At 68.3% G+C, this 23,197-nt stretch carries 18 protein-coding genes; 3 read left to right on the top strand and 15 right to left on the bottom strand.

Annotation, left to right across the window (positions count from 1 at the left end):
* Positions 1 to 7: 7 nt before the first annotated feature.
* The 3 genes from ACZ9J7_RS13850 to tdh are packed head-to-tail and all read right to left on the bottom strand — an operon-like array spanning position 8 to position 3,449.
* Complete coding sequence (locus ACZ9J7_RS13850) at positions 8 to 1,138, bottom strand: NAD(P)/FAD-dependent oxidoreductase (protein WP_476210184.1); 1,131 nt, start codon at positions 1,136 to 1,138, stop codon at positions 8 to 10.
* Positions 1,139 to 1,196: 58 nt separating this feature from the next.
* Positions 1,197 to 2,393, bottom strand: a complete 1,197-nt coding sequence (locus ACZ9J7_RS13845) for a glycine C-acetyltransferase (protein ID WP_476210182.1) — start codon at positions 2,391 to 2,393, stop codon at positions 1,197 to 1,199.
* 9 nt (positions 2,394 to 2,402) lie between these two features.
* Positions 2,403 to 3,449: an L-threonine 3-dehydrogenase gene (tdh, locus tag ACZ9J7_RS13840; RefSeq protein ID WP_476210181.1), complete on the bottom strand. Its 1,047-nt coding sequence runs from the start codon at positions 3,447 to 3,449 to the stop codon at positions 2,403 to 2,405.
* 126 nt (positions 3,450 to 3,575) lie between these two features.
* Here tdh and ACZ9J7_RS13835 point away from each other — a divergent pair, with 126 nt between their 5' ends.
* Positions 3,576 to 4,487 (top strand): LysR family transcriptional regulator, encoded by a 912-nt coding sequence (locus ACZ9J7_RS13835; RefSeq protein ID WP_476210180.1) that lies wholly within the window; start codon positions 3,576 to 3,578, stop codon positions 4,485 to 4,487.
* 20 nt (positions 4,488 to 4,507) lie between these two features.
* On the opposite strand, the gene ACZ9J7_RS13830 is transcribed toward ACZ9J7_RS13835, so the two are convergent.
* From ACZ9J7_RS13830 to ACZ9J7_RS13810, 5 genes are all read right to left on the bottom strand, one after another.
* Positions 4,508 to 5,194: a hypothetical protein gene (locus ACZ9J7_RS13830; RefSeq protein WP_476211857.1), complete on the bottom strand. Its 687-nt coding sequence runs from the start codon at positions 5,192 to 5,194 to the stop codon at positions 4,508 to 4,510.
* A gap of 211 nt (positions 5,195 to 5,405) precedes the next feature.
* A complete protein-coding gene (gene gatB / locus ACZ9J7_RS13825) occupies positions 5,406 to 6,914 on the bottom strand; it encodes an Asp-tRNA(Asn)/Glu-tRNA(Gln) amidotransferase subunit GatB (protein ID WP_476210179.1) in 1,509 nt (502 codons plus the stop codon).
* Positions 6,914 to 8,500, bottom strand: a complete 1,587-nt coding sequence (gene gatA / locus ACZ9J7_RS13820) for an Asp-tRNA(Asn)/Glu-tRNA(Gln) amidotransferase subunit GatA (RefSeq protein WP_476210177.1) — start codon at positions 8,498 to 8,500, stop codon at positions 6,914 to 6,916. Before gatA ends, gatB begins: the two co-directional genes overlap by 1 nt.
* A 2-nt stretch (positions 8,501 to 8,502) precedes the next feature.
* Positions 8,503 to 8,799 (bottom strand): Asp-tRNA(Asn)/Glu-tRNA(Gln) amidotransferase subunit GatC, encoded by a 297-nt coding sequence (gatC, locus tag ACZ9J7_RS13815; RefSeq protein ID WP_018763018.1) that lies wholly within the window; start codon positions 8,797 to 8,799, stop codon positions 8,503 to 8,505.
* 147 nt (positions 8,800 to 8,946) lie between these two features.
* Complete coding sequence (locus ACZ9J7_RS13810) at positions 8,947 to 10,416, bottom strand: CitMHS family transporter (protein ID WP_476210174.1); 1,470 nt, start codon at positions 10,414 to 10,416, stop codon at positions 8,947 to 8,949.
* Between the two features lie 190 nt (positions 10,417 to 10,606).
* On the opposite strand from ACZ9J7_RS13810, the gene ACZ9J7_RS13805 reads away from it, so the two are divergent.
* A complete protein-coding gene (locus ACZ9J7_RS13805) occupies positions 10,607 to 12,361 on the top strand; it encodes a sensor histidine kinase (RefSeq protein WP_476210172.1) in 1,755 nt (584 codons plus the stop codon).
* Entirely contained in the window at positions 12,354 to 13,016 is a 663-nt protein-coding gene (locus ACZ9J7_RS13800; protein WP_476210171.1) for a response regulator, read from the top strand. The genes ACZ9J7_RS13805 and ACZ9J7_RS13800 overlap by 8 nt, the downstream gene beginning before the upstream one ends.
* Positions 13,017 to 13,026: 10 nt before the next feature.
* On the opposite strand, the gene ACZ9J7_RS13795 is transcribed toward ACZ9J7_RS13800, so the two are convergent.
* From ACZ9J7_RS13795 to ACZ9J7_RS13765, 7 genes are all read right to left on the bottom strand, one after another.
* On the bottom strand, positions 13,027 to 13,407 hold the full coding sequence (locus ACZ9J7_RS13795; RefSeq protein WP_476210169.1) for a RidA family protein: 381 nt from the start codon (positions 13,405 to 13,407) through the stop codon (positions 13,027 to 13,029).
* Between the two features lie 47 nt (positions 13,408 to 13,454).
* Positions 13,455 to 13,958, bottom strand: coding sequence for a GNAT family N-acetyltransferase (locus tag ACZ9J7_RS13790; protein WP_476210167.1), 504 nt, complete (start codon positions 13,956 to 13,958; stop codon positions 13,455 to 13,457).
* A 112-nt stretch (positions 13,959 to 14,070) separates the two neighbouring features.
* The gene (locus tag ACZ9J7_RS13785; protein WP_476210165.1) at positions 14,071 to 14,880 is read right to left on the bottom strand and encodes an inositol monophosphatase family protein; all 810 of its coding nucleotides are present in this window, start codon (positions 14,878 to 14,880) and stop codon (positions 14,071 to 14,073) included.
* Positions 14,877 to 17,222, bottom strand: coding sequence for an NAD-dependent DNA ligase LigA (gene ligA, locus ACZ9J7_RS13780; RefSeq protein ID WP_476210164.1), 2,346 nt, complete (start codon positions 17,220 to 17,222; stop codon positions 14,877 to 14,879). Before ligA ends, ACZ9J7_RS13785 begins: the two co-directional genes overlap by 4 nt.
* Before the next feature lie 63 nt (positions 17,223 to 17,285).
* Positions 17,286 to 17,921 (bottom strand): hypothetical protein, encoded by a 636-nt coding sequence (locus tag ACZ9J7_RS13775; protein WP_476210162.1) that lies wholly within the window; start codon positions 17,919 to 17,921, stop codon positions 17,286 to 17,288.
* Between the two features lie 121 nt (positions 17,922 to 18,042).
* A complete protein-coding gene (locus ACZ9J7_RS13770; protein ID WP_476210160.1) occupies positions 18,043 to 22,488 on the bottom strand; it encodes an FtsK/SpoIIIE domain-containing protein in 4,446 nt (1,481 codons plus the stop codon).
* Positions 22,485 to 23,189, bottom strand: a complete 705-nt coding sequence (locus ACZ9J7_RS13765; protein ID WP_224025519.1) for a hypothetical protein — start codon at positions 23,187 to 23,189, stop codon at positions 22,485 to 22,487. The genes ACZ9J7_RS13770 and ACZ9J7_RS13765 overlap by 4 nt, the downstream gene beginning before the upstream one ends.
* Positions 23,190 to 23,197 lie beyond the last annotated feature (8 nt).

Raw genomic sequence — 23,197 nt, 5'->3', positions numbered from 1 at the left:
TCATTCTTCAGCGTCTGACGGACCAGCGCGTGGCTGCCAGGGCCTGCACTGTCCGGGATTCCGGACCGTCCGCAGCCCCATCGGCGGGGACAGCGCTGCCGGAAGAGCCCAACCCCGCAAGGATCTGGCCGGCGGCGAACTCCGCCAGGGCCGCCGACGTCTGGAATCCATAGCCGCCCTGGCCCGCGAGCCAGTAGAACCCGGCCGCTTCAGCATCGAACCCGGCCACCGGCACACCGTCTGCGGCTTCGGTGCGCAGGCCAGTCCAGGCCCGGCGCACACCGGTGATCCCCAGGCCGGTGAACGCATTGAGCTTCTCCACCAGGCGCTCCACATCGCCGGGATTGGGCCGGGCATCCTCGGGCCCGCTGGGCACCGTCTCCGAAGGGGAAATCAGCACGTCCTGGCCGTCGGGACGGAAATAGAACGTGTCGTCCGCCGCCGCCACCATAGGGGTGCCAGCCGGCAAGGGATGGTCGACGGCGGCAATCGCCGCAGTGCGCCGGTACGGCTGGAGGCCCAGCTTCTCGACGCCGCTGAGCACCGCCAGTTCGTCCGCCCAGGCGCCGGCCGCATTGACCACGACCGCGGCCTCAAAACCCTCAGCGCCGGCCCCCACCTGCCACCCGGAACCCAGCCGTTGTGCCGAATGCACGCGGGCACCGGTGATGATGTCGGCTCCGGCGGAGAGCGCCCGCTGGCGGTGGTCCTCCAGCAGCAGGGGTGCGTTGCAGCCAAAGGAGCCGGTATCCAGTCCGGCGGCTTCAAAGGTTCCCGGTTTCAAGGCCGGACACAGCTTGAGGGCACGGTCCACCGTGATGGGCTGCATATGTCCGCTGGCCTCCGCGGCAACATCCTCCGCAGAGCCCACCAGCAGGAAACTGCGCGGTGTCAGGACAGCTTCCGGGGCTTCCGCGTCGCGGGCCGCGAGCAGTTCGAGGGTCCGGACGGTGAGCTCCTGCACCACGGGAGGCCCGTAGCTGGGAATCAGCTGGCGGGCGGAGCGGGAGGACGTGTGGTACGCCAGCTCCTGCTCCGCCTCCACCAGCGCAACGCTGCAGCGGCCGGCGAGCGCGGACGCAAGGGACAGGCCGGCGATGCCGCCGCCCACAATCAGGACATCGTAGTGTGCTGCCATTGGTCCATCCTGACAGAGATCGCGCGTCCGGGGACCCTGCGTTTCAGGGGAAATCCCGTCAGGCTGCCGCCCCGGCACGGCTGGCGACGAAGGCACGCACGCAAGCTTCGACGTCGTCCGCGGAATGGGCAGCTGAAAGCTGCACCCGGATCCTTGCAGCACCGCGCGGGACCACGGGGAAGCTGAATGCTGTGACGAAGACACCGTGCTGCAGCATCCGGTCCGCCACCTTGGCCGCCATGACAGCGTCGCCGAACATGACAGGGACAATGGCGTGTTCGCCCGGGAGCAGGTCGAACCCTTCCTCGGTCATGCGGCGGCGGAACAGTTCGGCGTTCTCGAACAGGCGGCGGCGGAGGTCCGCCGAGTTCTGCACCAGGTCCAGCGCCTTGAGGGTGGCGGCCACGATGGCGGGAGCGAGGGAATTGGAGAACAGGTAGGGCCTGGCCTTCTGGCGCAGCATGGCCACGATCTCGCCGCGTCCGGAGACGTAGCCGCCGGATGCTCCGCCCAGGGCCTTGCCGAAGGTGCCGGTGTAGATGTCCACCCGGTCGGAGACGCCGGCGTGCTCGGGAGTCCCGGCCCCGGTGGCGCCCATGAAGCCCACTGCGTGGGAATCGTCCACCATGACCATGGCGCCGTACTTTTCGGCGAGGTCGCAGATGGCTTCAAGCGGGGCGAGGAAGCCGTCCATGGAGAAGACGCCGTCGGTGACGATCAGTGTCCGGCGGGCGCCCTGCGCTTCCTGCAGGCGGGCCTCGAGCTCGGCCATGTCCTGGTTGGCGTAGCGGTAGCGCCGGGCCTTGCAGAGGCGGATCCCGTCGATGATGGAGGCGTGGTTGAGCGCGTCGGAGATCACGGCATCGTCCGGTCCCAGCAGCGACTCGAAGACGCCGCCGTTGGCGTCGAAGCAGCTGGAGAACAGGATGGTGTCCTCTGTGCCGAGGAACGCGGAGACCTTTGCTTCGAGTTCCAGGTGGAGGTCCTGGGTGCCGCAGATGAACCGGACGCTGGCCATGCCGAAGCCGCGTTCATCCATGGCGGCCTTGGCGGTGCCGATGATGTCCGGGTGGTCAGCCAGGCCCAGGTAGTTGTTGGCGCAGAAGTTCAGCACGTCGGCTCCGGGGCCGCCAATCTGCCCGGCGGTGATGTGGCTGGACTGCGGTGAGCTGATGCTGCGTTCGGTCTTGTACAGTCCGGCGGTGCGGATCTCGTCCAGCTCTTCGCGCAGCCGGTCCTTGATGGAGGTGAACATGGGGTTTCCTTACAGTCGGGTCCAGTCGAGGACAACTTTGCCGCCCACGCCGCTGCGGGCAATATCGAAGCCTTTTTCCCAGTCCGTGGCCGGCAGCGTATCCGTCACCACGGCAGAGATTCCGGCGTGCAGCACGGGGTTGGAGGAGAGCATGGCGCTCATGGCATACCAGGTTTCGTACATCTCGCGGCCGTAGATGCCCTTGAGCGTGAGCATGTGGGTGACCACCTTGCCCCAGTCGATGGTGATCTCCTGGCTGGGCAGCCCCAGCATGGCAATCCGGCCGCCGTGGTTCATGTTGTCGATCATCTCAGGCAGGGCGGAGGGGTGCCCGGACATTTCCATTCCGACGTCGAAGCCTTCGCGCATGCCCAGCTCACGCTGGGCATCGCGCACCCTGGTGGTGGAGACATCGATGGCAAGGTCGGCCCCCAGCTGCCGTGCCAGGTCCAGCCGCGGCCGGGAAACGTCCGTGATGGCAATCTTGCGTGCCCCGGCGTGGCGGGCCACGGCGATGGCCATGAGCCCGATGGGGCCAGCGCCGGTGATCAGCACGTCCTCGCCTACCAGCGGGAAGCTGAGGGCGGTGTGGACGGCGTTTCCGAAGGGGTCGAAAATGGCACCGAGTTCGGGCGTGACGGAGGGATCGTGGTGGACCCATACGTTGGTTTCGGGGATGACGACGTACTCGGCGAAGGCACCGTCGCGCTGGACGCCCACGCTGACCGTGTGGATGCACATCTGGCGGCGTCCGGCCCGGCAGTTCCGGCAGATGCCGCACACCACGTGGCCTTCGCCGGAGACCCTGTCCCCTACCTTGACCTCGCGGACGTCCTCGCCCGCTTCCACCACTTCGCCGTAGAACTCGTGCCCGGCGATCAGGGGAGCTTCGATGATCCCCTGTGCCCAGGAATCCCAGGACTGGATGTGCAGGTCGGTGCCGCAGATTCCGGTGCTCATGACGCGGATCTTCACGTCGGCCGGGCCGGCTTCGGGTTCGGGCCGGTCGACGAGCTCGAAGCCGGCGTGCGGGCCGGCCTTATACAGGGCCTTCATTGGCGTCCTTACTGCTTGGCGTTCACTCTGCGGGGTACCTCCCCATTGAAGCCCCGGCGATGCTTTAGCACAACAGGGATCTTCTCAATCGACGATGTAGCCATTGCTAATGATTAGAGTGGACGTATGGAGGTTCATCAGCTGGAAATCCTGCGGGAACTGGGCGCCCTCGGCAGCGTGAAAGCGGTGGCCGATACGCTCATGGTCACCCCGTCAGCCGTGTCGCAGCAACTGGCGCACCTGCAGCGCACCGTGGAGGTTCCGCTGACGCGCAAGGAGGGCCGGAACCTGGTGCTGACGGAGGCAGGTCAGGTGCTCGCGGACGCGGGTGCCGCCGTCGTCAGCGCCATGGCCGAGGCCCGCGGCGCGCTGGGCACCTATCACGGGTCCCCCGCGGGCAGGGTGACCCTCAGTGGCTTCCACAGCGCGGGGCAGGCGCTGTTCGCGCCGCTGGCCCGCATGCTGGACCGGCCGGAGCACCCTCGCATTGAACTTTCGGACGAGGATGTAGCCCAGCAGGACTTCCCGGCCCTCACCGCCCGGTACGACCTGGTGCTCGCACACCGGATGGACCACAGCCCGCGCTGGCCGGCGGAACGCGTCGCCGTGATCCCGCTGGCACATGAGCCCCTGGACGTGGCGCTGCCGGCAGGCCATCCATTGGCCCAGCAGGAGACGGTCACGGCGGACGACGTCGGCGGCGAGGCCTGGGTCACCAGCCACCCCGGCTACTCCCCCGCCGACGTCCTGTCCGCGGTTGCTGCCCTCTCCAGCCGGGAGCCGAACATCATCCACCGCATCAACGACTACTCCACGGTTGCAGCGCTGGTGGCTGCCGGGGGCGTTGTGGGGCTACTGCCCAGGTACACGGCGGGACCGGTCCTGAACCCGGACATCGTGCTGCGGCCGCTGGAGGGCATCAGCACCCGGCGCAGGATCGACCTGCTGGCCAGGCCGGAGAACCTGAAGCGGCGCTCCGTGGTGATGGTCTGCGAGGCCCTCGAGGACATCATGGCAGGGCTGGTGCAGCACGGCTGAGCCGGGCGGTGCGTTGAAAGCTAGGAGTCTTGGTCGCTGCCCTGCCCCATCTTGTGGCCAAGTCCTTGGCCGTGTCCCGGCGCATGGCCTGGACCCCGCCCCAACCCGCGTCCCAACCCAAGGCCGGGTCCATCGCCGCCGCCCTTCACGATCCGCGTGGCCGTGGCCTTGTCACCGTCCTTGACGCCGGTAATGCGCACGGTGTCCCCGGCGGCGATGTCTGCGATGGTTCCGTCGGCCGGCTTAAGCCGCTTGCCGTCGTCGGACTTTCCACCGGGGCTGGGCGCTGCTCCCGGACTGGGCGTTGCATCTGGGTTGGGCGTTGCACCTGGGTTGGGCGTTGCACCTGGATTGGCGGCCGGAGGAATCGTGGTGACCTTCGTGTCGCCGTTGACCGTGTAGGTCTGGGAGAAACCGTCCCCGCTCTTGACGGTGATGGCCGAACCGCTGACCGATTCCACGGTCCCGTTCTGTTCCAGGACCGTCTGGAACGTACCGTCGGGGTTCTTGGCCACGCCCTCGCCGTGCAGGAGTTGCCCCCGCGCGGCTTTCCCCGGCTTATCAGGCCCCGGAGCGTTGCCTGGGTTGCCAGGCGCTGGTTGTGATGATGGTGAGGGTGCGGGCGTCCCCGTTGCCGACCAGGCGAGGGCGGCCCCCGTTCCGGTGAGTGCCACGGCTACGGCACCGGCCAGCACCGCCTTGCGCATCCTCATAGGTTCCCGGACCACCATGGTTGTTCCTCCCGCACGCAGCCAGGGCACCTGCGCCCTGTGGGCTCCAGTGTAAGTCCGCCACCGACGCGCAGCCACGGGTAGTTTCGCTGACCGCCGGCTGAGTACTTAAAGCCAACCGGGCCGCAGTTAATGCCGTAACGAGGGCTCAAAACGGCAACAACTGCGCCCCGGCTGGGCGGGAATACTAAACGGTGACGCCCAGCTTCTCCAGGATCAGTTCCTTCACGCGGCCGGCGTCGGCCTGTCCACGGGTGGCCTTCATGACCCCGCCCACGATCGCGCCGATGGCCTGTACCTTGCCGCCGCGGATCTTGTCCGCGACGCCGGGCTGCGCGGCGAGTGCGGCGTCGATGGCTTCCAGGAGGGGCCCGTCGTCGGACACGACGGCCAGGCCGCGCTTCGCCACGATCTCCTCCGGGGTGCCCTCACCGGCGAGCACGGCGTCCAGGACCTGGGAAGCCATCTTGTTGTTGATCTTGCCCGCCTCAACCATGCGGCTCAGCTCCACCACCGTGGCAGCCTCAACGCCCAGCTGGCCGGGGTCCACGTCGGCGGCCTTGGCGCGGCCCACGATCTCACCCATCCACCATTTGCGGGCCACGGAAGCCGTGGCGCCGGCGGCGATGGTTTCCTCGATCTCGTCCAGGACGCCGGCGTTGACCACGTCGCGGAATTCGAGGTCGGAGTAGCCCCAGTCGGCCTTGAGTCGCTTGCGGCGCTCGGCCGGCGGCTCGGGCAGGGTGGCACGCAGTTCCTCCACCCATTCGCGGGAGGCCACCACGGGAACCAGGTCCGGTTCCGGGAAGTAGCGGTAGTCGTCGGCGTCGGACTTGGCGCGTCCGGAGGTGGTGGTGCGGGTGTCCTCGTGCCAGTGGCGGGTCTCCTGGATCACCGGTTCACCGGAGTCCAGGACAGCGGCGTGGCGCTGGATCTCGTAGCGGACGGCGTGTTCCACGGCGCGCAGCGAGTTCACGTTCTTGGTCTCGGACCGGATGCCGAACCGCTCACGGCCGTGCGGGCGGAGCGAAACATTCGCATCGCAGCGGACGTTGCCGCGTTCCATCTTCGCGTCGGACACGCCCAGGTTCTTCACGATCTCCCGGACGGCAGCGACGTAGGCCTTGGCCAGTTCCGGTGCGCGGGACCCGGCACCTTCGATGGGCTTGGTGACGATTTCCACCAGCGGAACACCGGCGCGGTTGTAGTCCACCAGCGAGAAATCGGCGCCCTGGATCCGGCCGGTGGCGCCGCCCATGTGGGTCAGCTTCCCGGCGTCCTCCTCCATGTGCGCGCGCTCGATCTCGACGCGGAATACGGTGCCGTCCTCAAGTTCAACATCCAGGTAGCCGTCGTACGCGATGGGCTCGTCGTACTGGGACGTCTGGAAGTTTTTGGGGGTGTCGGGATAGAAGTACTGCTTCCGGGCGAAGCGGCAGGATTCGGCGATCTTGCAGTTGAGCGCCAGGCCGATCTTGATGGAGGACTCGATGGCCGTTTTGTTCACCACGGGCAGCACGCCGGGCATGCCCAGGTCCACCTCGTTGACGTTGGTGTTGGGCTCGTCACCGAAGACGTTCGGGGCGGAGGAGAACATCTTGGTCTTGGTGTTCAGCTCCACGTGGACCTCGAACCCCAGGACAGGATCGTACTTCTCCATGGCCTCTTCGAAGCTCAGGATGTCGTCAGTGCTCATTATTTTGCCTCCTGGGTTTCGAGGGTTGCGGCAGCGGCGGCGGTTTCGACAGGCTCAACCAGTGAAGGAGCCTGTGCCAGCAGCGGGCCGCCCCACTTCGCTTCGAGCAGCGATTCGAGGACCGCACCCACCCGGTACAGGCGGGCGTCCTCGCGGGCCGGGGCCAGCAGCTGGATGCCCACGGGCAGCCCGTCCTCGTCGGCCAGGCCGCCGGGCAGCGACAGGCCCGGGACGCCGGCAAGGTTGGCCGGGATGGTGGCGACGTCGTTGAGGTACATGGCCAGCGGATCGTCCAGTTTTTCCCCGAGCGGGAACGCCGTGGTGGGGGCGGTGGGCGAGATCAGCACGTCAGCCTGCGCAAAGGCGGCCTCAAAGTCCCGCTGGACCAGCGTGCGGACCTTCTGCGCGGAGCCGTAGTAGGCGTCGTAGTAGCCGGCGGACAGGGCGTAGGTGCCCAGGATGATGCGGCGCTTGACTTCGTCGCCGAAGCCGGCGGCGCGGGTGGCACCCATCACGCGTTCGATGGTCATGGGGCCCTCTTCGGGGAGGACGCGCAGGCCGTACCGGACGCCGTCGAACTTGGCCAGGTTGGAGGAGGCCTCGGACGGCATGATCAGGTAGTAGGCGCCCAGGGCGTACTGGAAGTTGGGGCAGGAGACCTCCACGATCTCCGCGCCGGCTTCCTTGAGCAGCTCCAGGGCGTCGTTGAAACGGTTTTCGACGCCGGCCTGGTAGCCCTCGCCGTGCAGTTCCTTGATGATGCCGATCCGCAGCCCCTCGACGTTGCCGGTCTTCGCGGCGGCGACGAGGTCCGCCAGGGGTTCGGGCAGTGAGGTGGAGTCGCGAGGATCGTGGCCGCCGATGACCTGGTGCAGGAGTGCGGAGTCCAGGACAGTGCGGGTGACGGGGCCGATCTGGTCCAGGGAGGACGCCATGGCGATGGCGCCGTAGCGGGAAACGCTGCCGTACGTGGGCTTCACGCCAACGGTTCCGGTGACGGCACCGGGCTGGCGGATGGAGCCGCCGGTGTCCGTGCCCAGGGCCAGGGGTGCCTCGAAAGCGGCGACGGCGGCAGCGGAGCCACCGCCGGAGCCGCCGGGGATCCGGTCCAGGTCCCAGGGGTTGCGGGTAGGGCCGTAGGCAGAGTGCTCCGTGGAGGAGCCCATGGCGAACTCGTCCAGGTTGGTCTTGCCCAGGATGGGCATCTTTGCGGCACGCAGGCGCTCCACCACGGTGGCGTCGTACGGGCTGTGCCAGCCTTCGAGGATCTTCGAGCCCGCCGTGGTGGGCTGGCCGATGGTAACGATGAGGTCCTTAACGGCGATGGGGACGCCGGCCAGGTAGTGCAGGGCTTCGGCTTCCGCCCCGCCGGCGGCACGGATGGCGTCCACCTCGGCGGCGACGGCGAGCGCTTCTTCGGCGTTGACGTGCAGGAAGGCGTTGACCTTCCCGTCGACGGCGGCAATGCGGTCCAGGTGGGCCTGGGTGGCTTCGACGGCGGTGACTTCGCCGGCGTGGAGTTTCTCGGCAAGCTGCGCGGCGGAGAGCCGGATCAGGGTGTCGGCGCTGGTGTTCTTGTCAGTCATGTCTATGCCTCATCCAGGATGGCCGGAACCTTGAAACGGTTGTCGTCGGAGTCCGGGGCGCCGGAGAGTGCCTGTTCCGCCGTGAAGGTGTGGCCCACGACGTCGTCGCGGAACACGTTGGTCAGCGGAATGGGGTGCGAGGTGGCCGGCACGTCGTCCCCTGCGGCCTCGCTGACGGACTTGACCGAATCCACGATGACGGCGAGTTCGCCGGCCATCCTGTCCAGCTCTTCGGCACTCATCTCGATGTGAGCGAGCCGCGCGAGGTGCGCGACGTCGTCACGGTTGATCGCAGCCATGGATCTCCCCTGCAAAGTTCGAATTGTTTTCCGATCCAGTCTAGTGCGGAAACGCAGATGCCCGTCTGACATCCCCCAGCGGGCGTCAGACGGGCACCTTCGATGCCCGCTCCTGCCTCGGGGACAGGGAGCGCGGGCAGCTACAGACTAACCGATACCGATGGCTCCAGTCAGCATCCCGACGCCGAGCATCACCAGGGAGATGACGGCGGTGCGCCACAGGACCTTCTTGTGGTGGTCGCCCAGGTCCACCTTGGCCAGCGAAACGAGCAGCAGGATGGCCGGAACCAGGGGGCTCTGCAGGTGGAAGGGCTGGCCCGTGATGGAGGCGCGGGCCATGTCGGCGGCGCCGACCCCGTAGTGGGCTGCGGTTTCGCTGAGGACCGGCAGGACGCCGAAGTAGAACGCGTCATTGCTCATGAAGAACGTCATGGGGATGCTGAGCACACCGGTGATGACGGCCATGAACGGGCCCATGGAGGTGGGGATGATCTGGACCAGCCAGGCGGACATGGCGTCCACCATGCCGGTGCCCTTGAGGACGCCGGTGAGGACGGCGGCGGCCATGACCATGCTGACCACGGCCACGATGGACGGTGCGTGCGCAATGAGCTGGGCGCCCTGGTCCTTGACCTTGGGGAAGTTGACCAGCAGGGCGATCGCGGCGCCCACCATGAAGACGAACGGCAGCGGGACGACGTTGGCTACGAGCACCACCATGACGGCGACGGTCAGGGCCAGGTTGAACCAGAACAGCTTGGGGCGCAGGGTGCTCCGGTGGGGATCGAGCGCGGTGTCCGCCATGGCGGAATCGTGCTCGTCCACCAGGGTTTCGGTACGGTCCAGGACAGCCACCGAGCCACCGGCGGGGGCTGCTCCGCCGGGGTTGCCGCCCTTGCGGCCGCGGCCGGTTCCGGAAGCGGGGGTCCCGGAGGCACCTGCGGACGTGCCGCCGTCGAACTCTTCCGCAGTGTCCGGCACGCCCCAGATCTCGGGGGCGGTGGCGCGGAGGCGGTTGCGTTCCTGCAGGCCCAGCAGCCAGGAGAAGGCGAAGACGACCACCAGGCCGGCCACGAGGGACGGGATCATGGGAACGAAGACGTCGTTGACGTCGATCTTCAGGGCGGTGGCGGCGCGGGCCGTAGGGCCGCCCCACGGCAGGATGTTCATGGTGCCGTTGGCCAGGCCGGCCACGCAGGTCAGGACCACGGGGCTCATCTTCAGCCGCAGGTAGACCGGCAGCATGGCCGCGGTGGTGAGGATGAAGGTGGTGGACCCGTCGCCGTCCAGGGATACGGCGGCGGCCAGGATGGCGGTGCCCAGGACCACCTTGGCGGGGTCGTTGCCCAGCTTGCGGAGAATGAACTTCACCAGCGGGTCAAAGAGCCCGACGTCGATCATCAGGCCGAAGTAGATGATGGCGAACATCAGCAGGGCCGCGGTGGAGGTCATGGACTTCATGGAGTCCATCACCATGTCGCCGATGCCCAGGCCGGCACCGGCGAACAGGCCGAAAACAGTAGGGACAATGATCAACGCCAGCACTGGCGTCAACTTCTTCGTCATGATCAGCACCATGAATACCGCGATCATGGCGAATCCAAGTATTACCAGCACAGCCGGCTCCTTCTTGTGAACAGCGGCACAGCGGTGTGACGCGTGCTACAGACTGTAGGGTGGCGGCCGTCACGGCAGTGCCTTTGGCTCAATTGATTGGCATACTGCTTATTGGGAGCATTTTGCTCATTGTGCTCACAGCGCTTCGGCGTCAGAACCCTGGCCCGCCGCCACCCGTCAAGGAGGATGAATGCAGCGTTCCGCGTCCCGGCAGCCGCTGCGATTTTCCACCCAGACGCTGCTGCTCCAGCTGGCTGTGGTGCTGCTGGTGGTGCTGCTGAGCACCGCCGTCCATGCGTGGCTGACCTACGACCGGGTGGGCAGCGATGCGGAGAACCAGGCACTGACCCTGGCCCGGACTGTTGCCTCCGATCCGGAGGTCCGCGCCGATGTGCTGGCCATCAGCAACCAGCCCGGCACTCCCCCGCCCGCCGAGCTCCTGGCCGGGCCGCTGCAGGCATCCGCGGAGGCAGCGCGGACCCGGACCGGGGCGCTGTTCGTGGTGATTACCGACGAAACCGGCATCAGGCTGGCCCACCCGGATCCGCAGCGCCTGGGCGAAAAGGTGAGCACCGATCCCTCCGAGGCATTGTCCGGGCAGGAGATCACCACCCGGAACACCGGAACGCTCGGTCCGTCCGCCGGCGCGAAGGTTCCGGTGTACGCGCCCGGGACCGGCACGGTGGTGGGCGAGGTGAGCGTGGGCTACTCCATGGAAACAGTGGCCCAGAGCGTGGCCCGGGATATCGGGCCCGTTGCACTGACCGCCGCTGGCGCCCTGCTGGCCGGGGTCCTGGGCTCCTTCCTGCTGCGCCGCCGCCTGCAGCGCCTCACGCTGGGCCTGGAGCCGGAAGAGATCAGCACCCTGGTGCACGACCAGGTGGCGGTGCTGCAGGGCGTGGACGACGGCGTGATCGGCGTCAGTGCCGACGGCCGGGTCAGCGTCTTCAACGCCGCGGCGCAGCGGCTGCTTGGTTTGCCGGACCTGGCGGGCTCGCGCTGGGAGGACGCACCGGTCCCGGAACAGCTGAAGTCCCTGACCCGCCCGGGAACCGGTGTTGCCGGCCCGGCGGTGGGTACCACCGGATCGACCCAGGACGCCCTCGAGCTGGTCGCGGGCGGCCGGGTGCTGGTGGTAAATGCGCGCAAAGCCCTGCACCGCCGGGAGGACCTGGGCTGGGTGCTCATGCTGCGCGACCGGACGGAACTGCAGGAGCTGACGCGGCAACTCGACGCCGTCGGCACCATGTCCACCGCGCTGCGCGCCCAGCGGCACGAGTTCGCCAACCAGCTGCACACCCTTGCCGGTTTCCTGGGCATCGGGCAGCACCAGGAGGCGCGTGATTACCTCGCAGGGCTCGCCGCCACCGGCCCGCTGAAGTTCCCGGTGGACCAGGCCGAGCTGCTCCAGGACCCGTACCTGCAGGCATTCGTGGGCGCCAAGGGCGTGGAGGCCGACGAGCGGGGCATCGCGCTGCGCATCGGGCCCGAAACCCTGGTCCGCGGGCAGGTGACGGAGGCCCAGGATGTAACCACCGTGCTGGGCAACCTGATCGACAACGCCGTCAACGCCGCCGTGGCGGGGTCTTCCGCGGACCGCTGGGTTGAGCTGGAGGTGCTGGATGAGCCGGGCGACGACGGCGGCACGCTGCACGTCGTGGTGGCGGACTCCGGTGACGGGCTGGCGGAAGGCACCGACACGGAAGCCGTGTTTGCCGAGGGTTTCACCACCGCCTCCGGACCGGTCCGCGCCGGCGGCGGCCAGGGCTTCGGACTGGCGCTGGCCCGCCAGCTGGCGCGGCGCCGGGGCGGCGAGGTGAAGGTGCTGGACCGCGGCGCCAGGGGTGGGCCGGGTGCCGTGTTCATGGCCACCCTGCCGCATACGACGGCAGGAAGCCCTGCCGCAAAGACCACGGGGGAAGCCGGAAAGGAAAAGAATGGCTGACGATTTTCGGGTCCTGATCGTGGACGACGACTTCCACGTGGCCAAGCTGCACGCCGCGTACGTGGATTCGGTGGCCGGGTTCCTGGCGCTGGCCCCTGTCGGTACGGCGTCGCTGGCCCTGCAGGCGATCCACAGCCTGCGGCCGGACCTGGTGCTGCTCGATGTGTACCTTCCGGACGCCTCCGGGCTGGACCTGCTGCAGCAGCTGGACGTGGACACGATCATCCTCAGCGCCGCGTCTGATCCCGCGTCGGTCCGGGTGGCGTTCCGCCGCGGCGCCCTGGGGTACCTGCTCAAGCCCTTCACCGCGGAATCACTGTCCCAGCAGCTGCGCTCCTATGCCCGGTACCGGCGCCTCCTGGGCCAGCCCGGGGCACTGGACCAGGAGGGCGTGGAGCGCGCCAAACGCGCGCTGATTCCGGGGGACGTCACGCCGTCGTCGAAACCACGCTCCGCAACGGAGGCCGCGGTGCTGGAATCGCTGGCCCCCGGCGAGCAGTACTCCGCCGCCGAGGTGGCCGCCCGGGTGGGAGTTTCCCGCGCCACCGCCCAGCGGTACCTGTCCTCGCTGGCGGACGACGGAGCGGTGGACATCCAGCTCCGCTACGGCACCACCGGCAGGCCCGAGCACCGCTACGGCCTGCCGGCACGGTAGGGCCGGAAACTTACTCGCTCTTCTGCGCGACCAGTTCGATTTCGACGAGCATCTTCGGGTCCAGGAACGGGAGCACGTGGACCAGGGAGAGGGTGGGGCGGATCTCGCCGAACACCTCGCCGTGGGCCCGGCCGGCCTCTTCCCACTTGCTGATGTCCGTCAGGTACAGCTTGGATTGCACCACGTCCCCGTAGTCGAAACCGGCGTCTGCCAGGACCTTCCCGAGTTTCTGCAGGATGTACTGGGTCTGGGTGTAGAAGTCATCCCCCACCACTCCTTCGTCGCCGCTGGCCGCGGTGGCAGAGATGTAGAGGGTGTTGTCCACCTGGACGGCGCGGGAATAACCGAGGGTCTGTTCCCAGACGGATCCGCTGCCGAAGGTTTTGCGCATGGGTGGGCCTTTCAAAGCTGGGATGGGTCGCCACCACTGTAGGGCTGCTACAGGTCGCGCCGGTAAACCAGCAGTTTTATGTCGGTTCCGGGGACCAGCCAGTCCCGTGCCGGCACCCGCTGGAAGCCGGTCTTGCGGTAGAGCCCGTGCGCGCTCTCCCAGGTTTGGCCGGTGGTGAGGGCCACCGCACGGATACCGGGAAGCGTCCTGGCATGGCCGATGATGGCCTCCACCATGGCTTTGCCGGCGCCGCTGCGCTGGACGGCCGGGTCCACCACCAGCATCCGGAATTCCAGCTCATCCTGCAGGGCGATATCAGCGTAGGGCTCCCCCGCCAGTGCCAGGGTCACCGAACCGACCACGGCTCCATCGCGCTCCGCCACCCAGATGGTGGCCTGCTCCGCGCGCTCTGCCACATCCATGATCTTGACCATGTAGGGGTGGGCTGCGTCGTCGAAGTAGCCTGCCGAAAGATAGGAAGCTCCGGTGATCCGGGCAATGGCGGGGAAGTCGGCCTCGACGGCGGGACGGATGGTTATCTGCGGCTGCACCCGTCAATGCTAGTGGCGGGCCGGGGCGCCGTACGGCAGGAAGGCACTTTCCGTGACAGAACTATCAGAACGGGCAACCCCGTTCCTTCAATCAGGCCACCCGTGTGCCCGCTCAGAGCGGAAACTTGCCGGACAGCTCCAGGCTGGCGGCGCAGGTCCAGGCGTCCAGGCGCTCGTCGTCCGTGGGTCCGCCGTCGAGCGGGCTGGTCAGGCGCGGCCTGCGCACCCAGCAGCCGGCCTCCTCCGCGATCAGGGCGCCGGCTGAAAAGTCATGCTCGTTCAGCCCCCGCTCACCGTAGGCATCGTGGGTTCCGTCGGCCACCATGCACAGGTCCAGGGCGGCGGAACCAAGCCGGCGGACATCGGCGAAGCCGTCCATCAAGGCGCCGAAGGCAGCGGCCTGTTGGGCTCGGATATCGGGCTCGTAGCTGAACCCGGTGGCCAGGATCTGCCCGGCGCGGCCCGGTACCGGCCCGTCCAGCCTGGTGACAGTGCCGCGCTCCTCCAGCCATGCGCCCTGGCCGCGGGCAGCGTAGTACACCCGCCCCAGGGCGGGGGCGTTGACGACGCCGGCCAGCCAGGCGCCGTCGGCATCGGCGACAGCCACGGAGGTGGCGTAGTAGACGATGTTGCGGATGAAGTTGGTGGTGCCGTCCAGGGGGTCGATGGACCAGCGGTAACCGGTGGGGTCGGCGGCCCGGGTGGTGCCCTGTTCCTCGCCGGTGATGCTGTCGCCGGGGCGGGCGGCGGTAATGACGCCACGCACGGCGTTTTCCGCGGCAAGGTCAAAGGCCGTCACCCAGTCCCCGGCCGCTCCCTTGTTGCTCGCGTCCAGGGCGTTGCCGTCACGGCCGGACAGGACTTTAGCGCCTGCCGCGGCGGCCTGTTTGGCTACCTCCAGCAGTTCCGTTGCGGACGTCATGCGTTCTCCTCCACGGTGCTCTCCCCGGCAGTGTTCTCCCCTGCAGAGGCAGGTACGGTCGCCTCTTCGTTGCCCCCGTCATCCCCGCCCGGTTCCACGGCATCTCCTGCCGCCGCATCCCCCACGGCTGCCGGCCCGCCGTCAAGCAGTTGCCGGAACCCGTCCTCGTCCAGGACGCGGATGCCCAGCTGCTCTGCCTTGTCCAGCTTGCTGCCGGCGCTTTCGCCCGCAACCACATAACTGGTGTTCTTGGAAACGGAGCCGGCTGCCTTGCCGCCGCGGAGCAGGATGGCTTCCTTGGCCTCGTCGCGGCTGAAGTTGGGCAGGGACCCCGTGACCACCACGGTCAGCCCTTCCAGGGTGCGCGGCATGGACTCGTCGCGTTCGTCCTCCATGCGTACCCCGGCGGCGGCCCAGCGGTCGATGATCTCGACGTGCCAGTCCTCGGCGAACCACTCCTTGAGCGCGGCGGCGATGGTGGGGCCGACGCCGTCCACATGCGCAAGTTCCTCCTCGGACGCGGCGCGGATGCGGTCCATGCTGCCGAACGCCTGCGCGAGGGCCCGTGATGCGCGGGGACCAACGTGTCGGATGGACAGGGCGACCAGGACGCGCCACAGCGGCTGGGTCTTGGCCTTTTCAAGTTCCGTGAACAGCTTCTGGGTGGTGGCGGTGGGTTTGGACGGCGACTTGGCCGTGCCCTTGCTGAAGAAGTATGGCACCAGCTCGTATTCGCCGGTGGGAACGCCTTTACTCTTCTTTTCGCGCTGGATCCGGACGCCGGCCAGGTCCTCGGGGGTGAGGTCGAACAGCCGGGCTTCGGAAGTCAGCGGAGGGGTGTCCGGTTCCGCGGGCTGGGTCAGTGCGATGGCCGCTTCCCAACCCAAGGCCTCGATATCGAAGGCGCCACGGCCGGCAACGTGGAACACCCGCTCCCGCAGCTGGGACGGGCAGGACCTGGCGTTGGGGCAGCGGACATCCACGTCCCCCTCCTTCGCAGGTGCCAGCGGGGTACCGCAGGAAGGGCACTCAGTGGGCATCACGAAGTCGCGTACCGGCGGGTCCTGCTGGTCCCGGAGGTTCAGGACCGGGCCCACGATTTCAGGGATGACGTCCCCCGCCTTGCGCAGGACGACGATGTCGCCGATCTTGACGCCCTTGGCCTTGACCACGTCCTGGTTGTGCAGGGTGGCCATTTCCACGGTGGATCCGGCAACCTTGACCGGCTCCATGACGCCGTAGGGCGTGACGCGGCCGGTACGGCCCACGTTGACCTGGATATCCAGCAGCTTGGTGTGGACTTCCTCCGGCGGGTACTTGTACGCCACGGCCCAGCGCGGAACGCGGGTGGTGTTGCCCAGGGCCCGCTGGGTGGCGAAATCATCCACCTTGATGACGATGCCGTCAATTTCGTGGAGCAGCTTGTGGCGCTGGTCCCCGTACCGCTTGATGAAGGCCAGGACGTCGTCCCGGGCGGCCAGGACCTCGAAGTACGGGCTGACCGGCAGGCCCCACTCCTTCAGCAGGCCGTAGGTTTCCGACTGGCTGCCGGCGGCCAGGCCCTCCCGGGCGCCGATGCCGTGGACGAACATCTTCAACGGCCGCTTGGCCGTCTCCGCCGGATCCTTTTGCCGCAGCGAACCTGCTGCGGCGTTGCGTGGGTTGGCCAGCGGAGCCTTGCCGGCCTCGATCAGGGCCTCATTGAACTCGGCGAAGGCCTTGGACGGGATGAAGACCTCGCCGCGCACTTCCATTTCCGCGGGAAAGCCGCTGCCGCGCAGCTCCTGCGGGATTTCCTTGATGGTGAGCAGGTTGTGGGTGATGTCCTCGCCGGTGGTGCCGTCGCCGCGGGTGGCCGCGCGCACCAGCCTGCCGTCGCGGTAGAGGAGGTTGACCGCCAGGCCATCGATCTTCAGTTCGGTCAACCAGGCAGCCTTTGCGCCGCCGTCGCCGATTTTTTCGATGCTGGCCTCGGCCCGGTTGAGCCAGGCCTCGAGCTCCTCCAGCGAGAAGACGTCCTCCAGGCTGTACATGCGCTGCAGGTGTTCCACCGGCGCGAAGGCGGCGGACACCTCGCCGCCCACTTCCTGGGTGGGTGAATCGTTGGCGACGAGCCCGGGGTGCAGCGCCTCGATCTCCTCAAGGCGGCGGAAGAGCGAATCGAACTCGGCGTCCGCTACCAGGGGCGCGTCCTCCTGGTAGTACGCAAACCGGTACTTCCGGACCAGGTCAGCAAGGTTTTCGTATTCCTCGCGGATGGCTTCTGTGGGTACCGCTTCGGGCTGGTGCGGTGCCGTGGTCCGGGTGGCGGTCTGTTCTGCGGGTCCTGGTCCTGTGCTCACAGACCTATCTTGCCCTACACCTCCGACAGCCGTGGGGCAGCACGGCGTGGCACCCGCCCGGGGTCAGTGCGAGCGGAGCCGGTTCCGGTTCCGGTTCCACACGGCGAAGGCACCGGCGGAAGTGCCCACCAGCAGCGTGCCCAGGGCGATGGGTCCGAGGGCCGGTCCACCCGGGCCCTCACCGCCGGCGGGAGCCACGGCAGCCATCTGGGTCGGCCCGCCGGAGCGGGTGACGGGGCTGTTCCAGTCCTGCCCGCTCGAGGGGCCGGTGGGTGGGCGGTAGCCCGCTGTGGCCGACGGCGATTCCGTGGCAGCGGCTCCCTCCGGGTCCGGCGCCACCGTTGCCGGCAGGTTGGCCGGGTCCGGGGCCGGGACGTCAGGCTGCGCCGGTTGGGGCTGGACGGGCTGGACTGTGGGGGCAGGCACTCCGGCGGGAGGTGCCGGCTGGGCTGGCGCCGGGACCGGGTCCTTGGATTTCCGCGGCCGCCCGGTCTGGCCGGCGTCGGGGCTGCCGGCGAGGATGGGTACGCAGACCAACCCGCAGTCTGATGGGGCCTGGGTGTCCGACGCCGGAGTTGGCGAGGGTGCGGTGGCGGCGGCGAGCGCGGGCCCGGCCGGGAAGAAGCCAAGAGCCAGGGCCAGGGCAGCTGCTGAAGCCGTCGTCGAGACGGCATGGCGGATCGGAGCGGACGGGGTCATTGCTACCTTTCGATGCGCGCAGCCCCCCACCGCGGCTTTCTGGTGTCCCCGGTAGTCTTCTACAGCGCCGGGCGGGGCCGCAAATCCGCCGCGGCAGCGGCCCCGCCGTCATTGGTCCTGCTCAGTCCCGGTTTTCAGGCGGCAGGGCCACCTGGATTTTCCGCGCTTTGCCGCGTCCCACCACGTAGCCGCGGCCCGGGATGAAGTCGGGGCTCACCCGGCCCAGCGAGGTGTTGAGCAGGCTGTCGCCTTCGATGTCGCCCGGGTTGAGGAGCAGGCCCCGGCGCCCGGATTTGAAGGGCTGGGCAAGCTGCCAGGCGCTGGACCAGGTGGAGGATTCGGACTCGCCAACCACCCATTGGTCCGCCTTCAATGATGCGGTGACCAGCTGCGCCATCCCTGATTCGGCGATGGTGTCCGTGAACTCCGTCAGGCCTTCGATGAAGAACGCCACAGCTCCGGGATTCCCGGTGGAATGCTCCACCAGGTCCTCCACCACCTCGGCGAGGTCGTCAGGTCCCACCACCGAGCGGTTCCAGATGGGGAGGGAGGCGACGGCGGACCGGCGGGATCCGAGGTAGATCAGCTCGGTGGCGGGGTTGGACCGGCGCAGTGCGTAGGCCAGGGTCACCAGGGCCACGGTCCGGCCGGCGCCTGGGGGGCCTGCCAGCAGCAGCGGGCCGCGGGCCATGATCTCCGCGGGCTGCAGGGATTCGTCGTCCACGCCGACCACCGGCAGGTCCGGGCTGCCGGCGGGCAGGACGTCCAGGTCCACCTGCTCGGGCAGCCGTTCGATTCCAGGTGCGGTATCGAGGCCCTGGCGCAGCATGGCTTCGCTGAGCTTGTGGACTTCCCGGGCCTGCAGCGCCAGGTTGGAGTTGCCGCCCAGCACGGCCAGCTGCACTTCGAGCCCGTCCAGCAGGCCGCGGCCCGGGGGCGACGTGGCGGTGAGGACATCCCTGGGCACGTCCATGGAGATGTAGTCGTCCTCGTTGGAGAGGCGCAGCACGAGCCGGCGCTGGATGGAGGCGAGCAGCGACGCGGGGACGGCGTTGGGCCGGTCCCCCGTCACCACCAGGTGGATGCCTAGGGTGCGGCCGTCGGTGGCCAGCTGCAGGAAGATGTCCCAGAGCCCGGAAAGCTTGCTGTGCTCGTAGGCTTCCCGGAACGCGGACATGCCGTCCACCAGCACGAAGATCCGCTTCTCGTCCGGCCGGTTGGCCAGCTTCCGGTACTCCACGATGGTGGACGCCCGGACCTCAGCGAACTGTGCGGACCGCAGCTCGGCGATGTCCCGGAGGAGGCGCAGCAGCCGCCCAACGCGTTCCACGTCGTCGCCGTTGATGATCTCGCCCACGTGCGGAAGCTCTTCCAGCATCCGCAGCCCGGAGGAGCCGCAGTCGATGCCGTACACGTGGACCGGGCCGCCGCGCGGGGTAACGGCAGCGGCAATGGCAATGCCGCGCAGGGCTGCGGACTTGCCGGAACCGCCCGTTCCGTAGATGGCCATGTTGCCGTCCCGGTCCGGTTCGTAGAACACGGTGGGCTGGTCCTGGTGCACGGGGTCGTCTGCCACGCCGAGCAGGAGCTGTTCGTCGGTGCGGGGGTTGGGCAGCTTGGAGAAGTCGTAGGTCTTGGCCAGTTCGTCCAGCCATGGCTTGCGGGGCGGCTGGATGGCCAGGGTGTCCGCTGCGTGCACGATGGTGGAGGTCATCCGGGCGATGTCGTTGGGTCCTGCCGGTTCCTGGACAACAGGCTTGTCAGGGGCGGGCGCTTCCCAGCTGGGGCCGGAGCCGAAGGCCATTTCCACGATGTCGATCTGCGGCCGCTGCGGCTTGTCGGTGGTCCAGCCGCCGGCATAGCCGGTCTGGAACCCCTGGATGCGGCCCGGCCCGGTCTTGGCGGCGCCGCGCCCCGGAATGGCGGGGTCGAAGTAGGCGGCGTCCGGGACGCCGAGGATATCCGTGGCGTCGTCCTCATCGGCCATGCGCAACGCAACGCGGAGGTTGGTGTTGGCACGGAGGTTGTCCTTGATGACACCGGCTGGCCGCTGGGTTGCCAGGATGAGGTGCAGCCCCAGGGAGCGGCCACGGGCGGCCACGTCCACCACCCCGTCCACGAACTCGGGAACGTCGTTGGCCAGGGCGGCGAACTCGTCCACGATGATGATCAGGTACGGCGGGGCTTCCGGGTCCGCTTCGCGCTGCAGCGCCAGCAGGTCCTTGGCCTTCTTCCGGTTCAGCAGCTGCTCCCGGTAATGCAGCTCCGCACGCAGGGACGTCAGGGCGCGGCGCACCAGGTGCGGGGACAGGTCGGTGACAAGCCCGACGGTGTGCGGCAGGTTGATGCAGTCCGCGAACGCGGCGCCGCCTTTGTAGTCCACGAACAGGAAGCTGACCCGGTCCGGGCTGTAGGCGGCGGCCATGCCCATGACCCATGACTGCAGGAACTCGGACTTGCCGGCGCCGGTGGTGCCGCCCACCAGCGCGTGCGGGCCCTCGTTCTTCAGGTCCAGGTACAGCGGCTCGATGCCCTTGGAGCCCACCAGGGCCCGGAGCGTGCCGTTGTCCTTGCGGTTCGCCACCGCGGTGGCATGCACGGAGTTGTTTTCCGTCCAGCGCTCGGCCACCGACTGCGGGTTGTCCAGGAAGTCCTTGCCGATCAGCGTCGCGTAGGACACCGCGCGCGGCAGGTCGGAGTCGTCGTTGACAGGCTTGCCCACGTCCACCACGGGCGCGAGCATCCGGGCGAGCTGGGCGGCGAGTTCCGCGTCGACGCTTTCACAGCTGACCGGGTAGGTATGGCGGCCCAGGCGTACCTGGCCGGTGGTGGTGCCGTGGTCGCCGTCCACCACCATGAAGTCGCGGCAGGCGGCCGGGAGGGCCTGTATGTCGGTGGCTACCCACAGGACATGGACGCCGGAGTCGGGCCCACGTTCCGCCAGCCGGGTGAGGCGGCCGCGGTCCACGGGAGCGTCGTCCTCCACGATGACCAGCACCGACGGAAGGACGGGTTCTTCGAGTTCGTGTTTGGCGGGGTCGATGCCGGGGCGCAGCTCGGGGGCGGTCCGTTTGGCGGCCGCTTCGCGGGCATCCACCAGGTCCTCCAGCCGGGCCAGCAGGGACGAACCGCCGGCGGAGCCGGCGGCCAGGTGGTCCCCGCCCAGCGGGCTGTGCCCCGAGCCTACGTGCGGCAGCCATTGCAGCCAGTTCCACCGTTCGCGGGACTGGGCGGAGGTGATGGCTGTCAGGACCACCTCGGCCGGGGAATGCAGGCCCACGAGCTGGAGCACCATGCCGCGGGCAACATCATCCACCAGGCCGCGGGCGCCGGCGATGCCAAGGGCCCCGGAGGTGCGCAGCTGGGAGACCACGGGGACGCCTTCGATCTCGCTGAACTGCTTGATGCAGTCCTGGATCTCGCGGGCGTACTGGACCTCGGTGTCATTGTTGGAGGGTTCCTCCAGCGGGATGCGTGACGGCCCGGTCCCCAGCCCGAAGCGCAGGCCAAGGAACGAGGAGTGCTCGGGCCGGTGCGTCCACAGCAGTGGCCCGAGCTTGTAGATGGCATCCACGGTGTCGCTGACCGACGGCGCTTCCTGGAGCCGGACCGCCCGTTCCACCTGCTGCAGTTCGGTCAGGTCCTGCCGGAAGGCGGCCATGGACGCCCGGAACTGCTTGAGCTGTTCCTTCTGCTGCTTCCGCGTCCGCATCTTCTGGTCCACGTAGTGGCCCACGATGAACAGGGGCATCATCAGCATGAACACCATGGACAGCACGTTCTGCGTGACCGCGAAGATGACCGCGCCCATCATCAGGGGTGCCACCAGCATGATGTACGGGAACGGCTGGTCCTCGGGCCGCTTGGGCCCGGCAGGAAGGACGCGCTTGGGCACATCGAAGCGGGGCACCACCCGCGGGGAGCGGTTGAAGTCAACCAGGGGCGACGTCGGCGCTGCCGCGTGGTTGTGCCCCAGCGGCACCACGGTGACGGTGGTGTCCCCCAGGGTCACGGTGTCGGATGAGTTCAGGGTGGCGCGGGTGACGGGCAGTCCGTCCATCAGGAGGCCGTTGGCGGAATTGGTGTCCACGATCTCGATGCTCTCGCCCACGGTGATGCGGGCGTGCCGCTTGGACGTGAGCGGGTCAGTCAGGCGGATGTCCACGTCCCGGTCCCGGCCGATGTAGCTGGTTCCGGTGGGCAGCGAAAATTCACGGCCGACGTCGGGCCCGGACAACACGCGCAGCGTGGCCGCAGCAGGGCCACGGCTGGCTCCGGGTTCGTGGAACTGCCCGCTCACCTGCGCCAGCGAGACCACGGAGCCCGGGCGCAGGCCGGATTCGAGGAGGTTGTCCTCCCGGGCCAGGACGTTTCCGGTGATGCCGGCGCCCACGAAGGCTTCGTCGATGCGCAGGGAAAGGTTGTCCGGTGCGGGCGTGCCCTTGCGGTCGGGGTCGGCCGCCCAGAGCACGGTGGCGATGTCGGCCACGGTGGCCAGCCCGTCCACCGTGACAGCCAGGTCCTTGGCGTCGGCGGGTTCGCGGCGGAGTGTCAGCCGGATCCTCATCCTTCGTCCACGCCCCTCATCTTTTCGAGCAGGTACAGGTCATCAGGGGTCACCAGGTGCGTGGTGACCGCGTGTTCCACCAACCGGGCGCGGCGGTTGGTGGCAAGCTTGCCGCCGCCTCCGCGCAGACCCACCACGCCCACGCGGTCCAGCTTGTCGCAGACGTTGTCCAGCTTGCGGTTGAAGCGGGTCAGCGCCCAGCCCAGGGTCTTGGCGGCGGCCGCCGAGGACGGGATGGTGCTGAAACCGGTGCCTTCGCGCCGGAGCACCGGCTCGGCGAGGGCGACGATCAGCGCCTTCTGGGCGTCGGTGAAGACTACGGGGCCGATGGTGGTGTCGCCGCTGCTGGCGCCTTCCCGGGCTTCCTGCCGGAAGGATGGCGTCTTCAGGTGCACGGCAAACTCGTAGGTGGTGGGCCCGGCCGTGAAGATGACGTTGGTGTGGCTGAACACCAACGGAATCCGTGCACCGGGCGACAGCCACGCCTGCATGCCCCCGGACGCGTCAGCCACGGTAGCGGACAGCATGCTGCCCACGTTGCTGAGCCACCAAATGCCGTCGTAGCGGGCCACCTGCAGGAACTGCCGGTGCAGGTACGGGTTGTCATCCACTTCAAGGTCGCCTTCGCGGCCGATATTGAAGATGTCCTCATCCGATGGCTCGTACCATTCGCCACAGAAATCTATTGCTAGATCCCCCATGATCTGTG

The sequence above is a fragment of the Pseudarthrobacter sp. TE9888 genome (assembly GCF_056279345.1).
Note: the sequence above shows the minus strand (reverse complement) of the source record. Positions and strands in the feature narration are given on the sequence as shown.